At 70.2% G+C, this 6,570-nt stretch carries 7 protein-coding genes; 4 read left to right on the forward strand and 3 right to left on the reverse strand.

All coding sequences use genetic code 11. The features are described from left to right. Window position 1 precedes the first annotated feature (1 nt). Complete coding sequence (locus V6M51_RS18995) at window positions 2–1,009, forward strand: type II secretion system F family protein (protein WP_332769719.1); 1,008 nt, start codon at window positions 2–4, stop codon at window positions 1,007–1,009. Here the strand turns inward: V6M51_RS18995 and V6M51_RS19000 are convergent. Next, a complete protein-coding gene (locus V6M51_RS19000) occupies window positions 1,006–1,830 on the reverse strand; it encodes a TauD/TfdA dioxygenase family protein (protein WP_332769707.1) in 825 nt (274 codons plus the stop codon). The two genes, V6M51_RS18995 and V6M51_RS19000, sit on opposite strands and share 4 nt — an antisense overlap. Window positions 1,831–1,913: 83 nt before the next feature. Between V6M51_RS19000 and V6M51_RS19005 the strand changes: the two genes are divergently transcribed. Then, a complete protein-coding gene (locus V6M51_RS19005) occupies window positions 1,914–2,594 on the forward strand; it encodes a Crp/Fnr family transcriptional regulator (protein WP_332769709.1) in 681 nt (226 codons plus the stop codon). 61 nt (window positions 2,595–2,655) lie between these two features. Here the strand turns inward: V6M51_RS19005 and V6M51_RS19010 are convergent, their stop codons facing one another. Together V6M51_RS19010 and V6M51_RS19015 are read right to left on the reverse strand one after the other, a co-directional pair. Next, on the reverse strand, window positions 2,656–2,898 hold the full coding sequence (locus V6M51_RS19010; protein ID WP_332769711.1) for a hypothetical protein: 243 nt from the start codon (window positions 2,896–2,898) through the stop codon (window positions 2,656–2,658). A gap of 86 nt (window positions 2,899–2,984) precedes the next feature. Continuing rightward, complete coding sequence (locus tag V6M51_RS19015; protein ID WP_332769713.1) at window positions 2,985–3,824, reverse strand: tetratricopeptide repeat protein; 840 nt, start codon at window positions 3,822–3,824, stop codon at window positions 2,985–2,987. Between the two features lie 99 nt (window positions 3,825–3,923). Between V6M51_RS19015 and V6M51_RS19020 the strand changes: the two genes are divergently transcribed. Both V6M51_RS19020 and V6M51_RS19025 read left to right on the forward strand, forming a co-directional pair. Further along, window positions 3,924–5,303: a leucyl aminopeptidase family protein gene (locus V6M51_RS19020; RefSeq protein WP_332769715.1), complete on the forward strand. Its 1,380-nt coding sequence runs from the start codon at window positions 3,924–3,926 to the stop codon at window positions 5,301–5,303. Then, a complete protein-coding gene (locus V6M51_RS19025; RefSeq protein WP_332769717.1) occupies window positions 5,300–6,127 on the forward strand; it encodes a C40 family peptidase in 828 nt (275 codons plus the stop codon). The genes V6M51_RS19020 and V6M51_RS19025 overlap by 4 nt, the downstream gene beginning before the upstream one ends. Window positions 6,128–6,570 lie beyond the last annotated feature (443 nt).

Consider the following 6,570-nt stretch of genomic DNA (forward strand, 5'->3'; position numbering starts at 1 on the left):
CGTGGACCTGGTCAGCACCATCGTCGATCCCGACAACCTGCTGGCGGCCTTCGTCGCCGTGGTCTGCTTCGCGACGATCGTCACCATCGCCATGCCGATGATGACCCGCAACAGCCTGGAGACCCGGCTGAAGTCGGTTTCGAGCCGGCGCGAGGAGCTGCGGCGCAAGTCCCGCGAGGCGCTGGCCGCCAAGAACAACACCGGCCAGAGCAGCCTGCGGCACGTGGACGAGGGGCTGTACAAGAAGGTGGTGGAGCGCCTGCAGCTCTCGCGCCTGCTGGAGGACCCCCAGGTGGTCGACAAGCTGGCCCAGGCCGGCTACCGCGGTCCCCGACCGGTCTCGACCTTCTATTTCTTTCGCTTCGTGCTGCCCTTCGTGTTCGCCGCGGCGATCGGGTTCTACCTGTTCGTGATCAAGGACTTTGGCCTCCCGACCCTGACCCGGGCGGCCTTCTCGATCGGCGGCCTGACGCTCGGCTACTATGCGCCGAACGTCTACATCACCAACGTCGCCACCAAGCGCCGCGAGTCCATCGTCGGCGCCTTCCCCGACGCGCTCGACCTGCTGCTGATCTGCGTGGAGAGCGGCATGTCCATCGAGGCCGCGATCCAGAAGGTGGCCGCCGAGATCGGCTCGACCTCCATCGAGCTGGCCGAGGAGCTGACCCTGCTGACGGCGGAAATCTCCTACCTTCCCGAACGGCGGCAGGCCTATGAAGGCCTGGCCAAGCGGACCAACCACCCCGGCATCCGGTCGGTGACCACGGCCATGATCCAGGCCGAACGCTACGGCACGCCGCTAGGCGCGGCCCTGCGGGTCATGGCCAAGGAGAACCGTGACATGCGCCTGGCCGCCGCCGAGAAGAAGGCCGCCCAGCTGCCGGCCAAGCTGACCGTGCCGATGATCGTGTTCTTCCTGCCGGTGCTGTTCGTGGTCATCCTCGGCCCGGCGGTGATGAAGGTGACCGACATGATGGGCGAGAACCCCAACATATCCCGGCCCCACTAGGCCAGCGGTCCGCCGGCGATGGTGATGCGGTGCATCAGCCGCCGCTGGCCCTGATAGTCGTTCATGGCGTGGTGCCAGGTGGCGCGGTTGTCCCAGATGGCCATCGAGCCCGGCCGCCACTTGAAGCGGTGGACGAACTGCGGCTTGACCGCGTGCTGGTAGAGGTAGGTCAGCAGGGCCATGCTTTCCTCCCGGCTCCAGCCCTCGAAGCCCACCGTGAAGGCCGGGTTCACATAGAGCGCCTTGCGGCCGCTGCCCGGGTGGACGATCACCGCCGGGTGCACGGCGCTGGGATTGTCGGCATGGCCGGCGAGGTGGGCCTGGTCGGTCATCCCGTAGACGCCCTTGGTCCCGTAGATGTGCTCCGAGGCATGGACGGCGCGTAGGCCCGAGAGGGTCGCCTTCAGCCCGTCCGAGAGGGCCTCATAGGCGGCGTACATGTCGGCGAACAGGGTGTCGCCGCCCTCCGGCGGGGTCTCCACCGCCAGCAGGACCGAACCCATGGCCGGCGCCTGGTCATAGCTGTGGTCGGTGTGCCAGCCGCCGCCGATATTGGTGGTCTGGGCCTGCGTCTTCTCCACCTTGGCGATCTGAGGATAGCGTTCCGACGGCGGGAAGTAGCGGTTGACCACGATCGGCCCGATCCGCTCGGCGAAGGCGATATGCTCCTCGGCCGTCAGGTGCTGGCCGTGCAGGAAGGCGACGCCGCGCCGATAGACGGTGTCGCGGATCAGGTCGATCTCGGCGTCGCTGGCCCGGGCCACCGCGACATCGGCGATCTCGGCCCCGCAGCCTTCGGTCTCTTGGACGATGGCGGTCATGTTCGCCTCCCTGGCGTCGTGTTTTGTCGATCCAGTCTAGGGGTGGCGTGGCGCAAGTTTGTAACCAGAGTTACAATCTTCCAATGCGCTCGGATTCTGAGAAGGCCCTCGAACTCCTGACCGCCTCGCGGTGGCTGGCGCCCTATCCGCCGGGATTGGCCGAGGCCCTGGTGGAAGAGGGCGGGCTGGCGCGGCTGGCCGCCGGCCGCTGGGCCCAGGCCGAGGGGGACGAGGAGACCGGCCTGATGGTGGTGGTCGAGGGCGCCGTCGACCTCTATTGCCAGGCGCCGGGCGACCGGGAGGTGCGGGTCGGCCACGCGGCGGCGAGCGCGGCGCTGGGCCAGACCATGCGCTTCGGCGGCGGGCCGCGCCTGGTCACCGCCGTCTGCGCCGAGCCCAGTCTGATCCTGCGGGTCTCCGACGCGGGGCTGGAGCGGATCGCCCGCGCGCGGCCCGACATCTGGCGGGCGGTGGCGGCCCTGGTCTATCTGCAGCTCCGCAGCGCCCTGCAGATGGCCGCCGAGACCACGGCCCTGCCGCCGCGCCAGAGGATCGCCGCGCGGCTGCTGGCGCTGACCCGCTCACGGCCAGATCCGAGCGTGCTGAACCTCAACCAGCAGGCCTTGGCCGAACTGGTCGGCCTGACCCGCAAGACCGTGAACATCCACCTGGCTTCATTCCGGCGGGAGGGCTTGGTGGCGTTGGAGTACGGGAGGATCGCACTCCTCGATCCACGGCGGCTGCAGCAGGTGGCCGACAGCTAGGGTGCGAACGCGCAGGGGCTGTCACCCAGCACGGGAGGTCTGCAACGGGTGGATTGCGGACCTAGAGGCTCTTACCCGAACGCCACCGCCAACCACCCTCGGTCTTGGCGGCCGCGACAATCACCGTCGCCACTACGAGTCCGGTCACGGCCATCGCGCGCGTTGTCCCGTCCAGCAACGTGATTGCGCCGACCAACCCGGCGAATAGAGCGATGAGCAGCACCCAACCCTGCCATACAATCGGAAAGCCGGCTCCGTAGCCAAAGCGCTTCGGTGCAAACCAGGGCCTCGGTGCGCGCGCCATGCGTTACCTCCAGCGGATCGCTGACTATAACGTGCGATATTGCTGACGTCAGCAATGGGTCGAAAGCCGCCGGCCGAGCAGCCGTCCTACTGCGGCCGCCCGACGTCCTGCCAGGAGCGGCCGGCCGGCGCCGGGGCGGTCGCCGCGCGCAGCCAGGCCATGTTGTTGGCGACCAGTTCCGGGGGGAGGTCCTGGCGGGCCAGTTTCTCGGCCTCGTCCAGGCGGCCTTGCAGGCCCAGCACCAGGGCCAGGTTCTGGCGCACGGCCATGGGGGCGCCGGGCCGGGCGATGGCCTTGCGCAGCAAGGCCTCGGCCTCGGCCGACTGGCCGTGGCTGGCCTGGAACAGGGCGAGGTTGGAGATGGCCGAGGGATTGTCCGGGGCGAGGCTGAGCGCCAGGCGATGGGCGGCCAGGGCCTCTTCGTCGCGCTGGGCCTGCTCATAGGCCACACCCAGCAAGGACGGCGGGCGCCAGTCACGGGGCGCCAGTTGCTGCGCCCGGCGCGCGGGATCGATGGCGTAGAAGCCCTGGCCGCGGCCGACATGCGACTTGGCGAGCTCCATCAGGGCCTCGATGTTGTCGGGCTGGACGGCCAGGGTCCGGCCGATGGCGGCGATGGCGTCGTCGTAGCTGCCCATGGTGCGCAGGGCGATGGAGAGCTGGACGCCGGCCTCGGCGTCGGCGGGGTCGACCTCCAGCTCGCGGCCCCAGAAGGCGGCCCGCGCCAGGGGGTCCATCCGCGCGACGGCGACGCGCTCGGCTGGGGTCGCCTTGCGGCGTGGGGCGGGGGCGGCCGGCGCGTCGGTCTTGGCGGCGACTGGGGCGGCCGCGGGCTTGGCTTTGGACCAGGGCAGGGCGCTGGCCGGCGATCCGGACGCGAGGGCCAGGCCCAGGGCGGTTGCGGCGAGCGCCGACATGCGACACATGATTTCACGGGCTCCGGATGACTGGCCGCCAGTCTCCCCCGCCCGCTTAAAGGAAGCGTTAAGCATAACTGCGCTCAGTCAAGGGCGCCGGAGAGCGTCATGACCGAAGTCGTCGTCGAGCACACGCAGGGCGCGGCCGTTCCCGTCCACGCCCTCTACGAAAAGGACCTGGCAGGGTTCCTGGACGGTCGGCGAGCCTTCGTGAAGGCCTTCGCCGAGATGTCCGAGTTCAAGGCCAAGGCCGGCCAGGCCCTGGTGGTCCCCGACACCGCCGGCGGCCTGGACCGAGTGCTGTTCGGCTTGGGCGCGTCCAGCGATCCCATGACCTTCCGCGCCCTGCCGGCCCGGCTGCCGGCCGGCGATTTCCGCATCGCCTCGGCCCCGCCGGAGTTCGCGCCCGACCTGATCGCGCTCGCCTTCGCGCTGGGGAGCTACCGCTTCGACCGCTACAAGAAGAAGGGCTCGCCCCAGCCGCGCCTGGTGGTCGACGGCGTCGACGTGGCCGAGGTCCGCAGCATCTCCCACGCCTGTGCGCTGGCCCGCGACATGATCAACACCCCGCCCAACGACCTGGGCCCGCTGCAGATCGAGACCATCGCCCGCGAGATCGCCGAACAGCACGGGGCGGGGATCACGGTGATCACGGGCGAGGGCCTGCTGGAAGCCAACTATCCCGCCATCCACGCCGTCGGCCGCGCCGCGGTGGAGGCCCGTTGCCCGCGGATGATCGAGATCGACTGGGGCGAGGCCGGCAAGCCGCTGATCGTCCTGGTGGGCAAGGGCGTGGTGTTCGACACCGGTGGGCTCGACATCAAGCCGTCGGCCGGCATGCGCAACATGAAGAAGGACATGGGCGGGGCGGCCCACGTCCTGGCGCTCGCCCGCATGATCATGGCCGCCAGGCTGCCGGTGCGGCTGGCGGTGCTGATCCCGGCGGTGGAGAACGCCATTTCCGGCGACGCCATGCGGCCGGGCGACATCCTGGACAGCCGCAAGGGCCTGACCATCGAGGTGGGCAACACCGACGCCGAGGGCCGGCTGATCCTGGCCGACGCGCTCACCCGGGCCGCCGAGCTGGAACCCGCGCTCACCCTGGACCTGGCCACCCTGACCGGGGCGGCGCGCGCGGCGCTCGGGCCGCAGCTACCGCCCTTCTACACCGACGACGAGGAACTGGCCGGCCAGATCGAGTCCGCCATGGCGAAGGTCTCCGACCCCATGTGGCGCATGCCCCTGTGGAAGGGCTATGTGGACGCCCTGGACAGCGACGTGGCCGACATCAAGAACGATCCGGACGGTTGGGCCCAGGCGGGCTCGGTGACCGCCGCCCTCTTCCTGCAGCGGTTCGCCCCCACCGGTCCCTGGGCCCATTTCGACATCTTCGCCTGGAATCCGCGCGGCCGGCCCGGCTTCACCTCGGGCGCCGAGGCCCAGGCGATCCGGGCCCTCTACCGGATGATCCGGGACCGCTTCGCATGAGCCTAGACCCGCGCGTGACCCTGGCTCGCGGCGATCTCGCCAGCCGCGCCCTGGAGGGTGTGGTCCCGGCCAAGGCCTATGCCGATCCGCGGCCCATGACGGCGATCGTCCCGGCCGCCGCCTTGCGCCGCGCGGCCGACCCCTGGTCCGAGCAGGTCGACCAACTCTTGTTCGGCGAGGTGTTCGAGGTGTTGGAGGAGGCCGACGGCTACGCCTGGGGCCAGGCGCGGCGCGACGGCTATGTGGGCTTCGTGGAGACTGGCGTCCTGGCGCCGGCCGGGCCGCCGGCCACCCACAGGGTCGCCGCGATCCGCACCTACGCCTTCGCCGAGCCCAGTATCAAGTCACGGGCCCTGGGGCCCTATTCGATCAACTCGCTGGTCGCGGTGGAGGCGCGCGAGGGCCGGTTCGCCAAGGCGGCCAATTCCGGCTGGTTCATCGAGGCGCACCTGGCGCCGATCGGGATGTTCGAGACGGATCCCGTGGCGGTGGCCGAGCGGTTCCTGGGCGCGCCCTATCTGTGGGGCGGGCGCGAGAGCCTGGGGGTCGACTGTTCGGGTCTGGTGCAGCAGGCGCTGCTGGCCTGCGGCAAGGCCTTCCCGCGCGACACCGACCAGCAGGAAGCGGTGGGCGAGCCGGCGGAGACCCTGGCGCGGGGCGACCTGGTGTTCTGGACCGGCCACGTGGCGATGATGCTGGACGCGACGCGGATCATCCACGCCAACGCCTTCCACATGGCCACGGCCATCGAGCCCCTGGCCCAGACCCGCGCGCGCTACCTGGCGAATGGTGTGGGCGAGCCGACGGCGTATCGTCGGGTTTGAGGAGCAATTGTCCTTCTCCCCTTGCGGGAGAAGGTGGCCCCGCAAGAGCGGGGTCGGATGAGGGGTCGAAAGCCCTATCCGGTTAGTGGCGGCGCAGCCGCGACCGTCCAGAAGAACTGAAACCACGAACCTCACGAACCACACGAACACGCAGCTTCACCGGCCGTCGAGATCGGATCCGTTCGTGTCGTTCGTGAGGTTCGTGGTTCGAATCCGGCTTCGCCGGGAGCACTAACCAGCGAGTCCTGAGAGACCCCTCATCCGACCTTGCTCCGCAAGGCCACCTTCTCCCGCAAGGGGAGAAGGGCCTGTCTCGGCTTCTCGCGATCTAGTGCGCGGCGGCCTTGGCGGCCGGAGCGGCTGGGGGCGCCGGAGCAGCGGCGGGGGCGGCGGCCGGGGCGCCGGCGGGAGCCGCGGTCGAGGCCCCAGCTTCGGCCGGAGCC

The sequence above is a fragment of the Phenylobacterium sp. genome, from assembly GCF_036677185.1.
Taxonomy (GTDB): domain Bacteria; phylum Pseudomonadota; class Alphaproteobacteria; order Caulobacterales; family Caulobacteraceae; genus Phenylobacterium.